Below are 2188 nucleotides of genomic sequence, written 5' to 3'. Positions count from 1 at the left end.
ATGAGGCTGGTGGCCTCAGCGGCGCACCGGTGCGGGAGGCTTCTCTCAGGGTCATCCGGGGGCTTTACGCGGAACTGGGGGAATCACTACCGATTATTGGTGTCGGCGGCATTATGGACGGTGAAAGTGCAGCCGAGAAAGTCCGGGCCGGTGCCAAGCTGGTCCAGATCTACACCGGTTTTATTTACCGGGGGCCTGAACTTATTAAAGAGGCTGTTGAGGCTATCCGGCAGGTCAAGTGATTTACCGCGCCCCATAACGAAGGTGGGCCCGCTTAGCGGGCCCGAGCGGGGAATGAACCCCGTGGCGCTTCATCGCATGGTACGGGGCGGGAGGCCCCGTTTGGGTTGCTCTGAGTACTGCGTCAAATTGTATGTAAAAAGATCAGATTAAGAATCGGGGTTAGTTGAGGCGTCACGCTGTCGTAACGTTAGCCAGTTTATGGATGCCGGATACGCCGGTCATGCCCTCCCATTGATCTGTGCGGCCTTCTCGCCACCCGTTCAGCCATTCCTGGCGAACTTCCGCCTGTTCAATCGGGCAGCTGTCTTTGGATTTTCCGGACACGCCAGCGAGATAACCCCGCTTGAATGCACGAGCGTACATGTCTCTTTTCTGTCTTTTCATGCCGTTCCTCACTGATGGATTAACAGAACAAGCGTGTACACATCTGCAGTGGCTGCGACCAGTGTTATCCGCTCCGGGATAACCCACTATTGTCAGCTCAAGCCAGAGCAGTCAGGATCCTGTTAACGGAAGGTTTGCACCCTTCCGGAACGACGCGTCACTTACAAGGTAAGTCGAACCTTTAGCCGATGTACACTAATTATTTCATCTATGTGACGCTTTTTTTATAGTTATATGAACTAAAAATTTTACTGCGATTTTCGGAATAGCCTTTATTCCGGAAACTTACCTCAAGCCGTCCAGCAACCAGGAGTTGAACTTGTCCAAATCTGTATTTTTCGTAACCTGCCCGAAGGGGGTGGAATACCTACTGGCGGACGAGCTCAGCACCTTTGGTCTGGATACCGTACGCAATGCCCCGGCCGGGGTCTGGGTGGAGGGTTCTCTGGAGGGTGGTTATCGCGCCTGTCTATGGTCGCGTCTCGCCAACCGGGTGATCCTTCACATTGATGAAGTGGACGCCAACAGCGGCGATCAGCTCTATGATGGCGTTGTTCACATGGACTGGCAGCAGCACATTCCTGTGCATGGCAGTTTCCGCGTTACGTTCCTCGGTCAGAACGAGGCCATCCGCAATACGCAATATGGCGCTCAAAGGGTCAAGGACGGCATTGTGGACCGGTTTCAGGCCAATGGCGGACCGCGGCCTTCAGTGGATGCCAAGAACCCGGATGTCATTGTCTCCGCGCGACTCAATCGTGGCCGCTTGTCCCTGGGCATTGATCTGAGCGGGCACAGTCTGCACATGCGCGGCTATCGTACGGATCAGGGCCTGGCACCCCTGAAGGAAAACCTGGCCGCGGCATTGCTGATGCGAGCGGGCTGGCCGGAGATTGCCGCCGCCGGCGGCGATTTCGTGGACCCGATGTGCGGTTCAGGCACCCTTGTGGTTGAAGCTGCCATGATGGCGCTGGATATGGCGCCCGGCCGCAAGCAGGAACGGTTCGGTTTCGAGAAGTGGCCGGGCCATCAGCCGGAGCTCTGGTTATCGCTGCGCCAGGAGGCGGAGCGTCGCGCCCACGAGGGCAAGCAAGGGCGGATCCCGAGAATGGCGGGCTTTGACCAGGATAGCCGGGTCATCGGGACCGCCTGGAAAAACATCCAGAGGGCAGGTCTGGAGAATGTTGTGCACGTTGAGGCTCGCGCAGTCGATGCCCTGGAACTGGAAGGCGACTGGTCTGATCAGGGGCTGGTCCTAACCAATCCCCCGTACGGTGAGCGGTTGAGTGAGCGCAGGGAGTTGGGCGGCTTGTACCAGGCACTGGGCGACGCGGTTAAACGCTGCGTTCCAGGCTGGCGCCTCGGTGTATTTACCGGAGCCCCGGAATTCGGCAAGTCCATCGGATTGAGAAGTTACAAGCAATACCGGCTTTTCAACGGCAAGCTGCCCGCCCAGTTGCTGCTGTTCGAGGTAAATGAAGTGAGCGCAATGACACCGAGGACCCCGGATATTCCCGGTGAGGTCACCCCTCGGATTGCCAATGAGGAACGCGCGGCCATG

At 57.4% G+C, this 2188-nt stretch carries 2 protein-coding genes and 1 pseudogene; 2 read left to right on the top strand and 1 reads right to left on the bottom strand.

What is annotated here, in order from left to right; genetic code table 11:
- Window positions 1–242: pseudogene (locus B2W52_RS21550) on the top strand (quinone-dependent dihydroorotate dehydrogenase); the annotation flags it as partial.
- Between the two features lie 172 nt (window positions 243–414).
- Here B2W52_RS21550 and rmf read toward each other — a convergent pair.
- Complete coding sequence (gene rmf / locus B2W52_RS21545) at window positions 415–627, bottom strand: ribosome modulation factor (protein WP_008172042.1); 213 nt, start codon at window positions 625–627, stop codon at window positions 415–417.
- A 319-nt stretch (window positions 628–946) separates the two neighbouring features.
- Between rmf and B2W52_RS21540 the strand changes: the two genes are divergently transcribed.
- A partial coding sequence (locus B2W52_RS21540) for a THUMP domain-containing protein (RefSeq protein ID WP_286804042.1) occupies window positions 947–2188 on the top strand: 1242 nt, incomplete at its 3' end.

Origin of the sequence: Marinobacter sp. UBA2498 (assembly GCF_002341575.1) — a bacterium.
Classification (GTDB): domain Bacteria; phylum Pseudomonadota; class Gammaproteobacteria; order Pseudomonadales; family Oleiphilaceae; genus Marinobacter; species Marinobacter manganoxydans.
The sequence above is the reverse complement of the archived record's forward strand: the minus strand, read 5'-3'. Positions and strand labels throughout refer to the sequence as shown.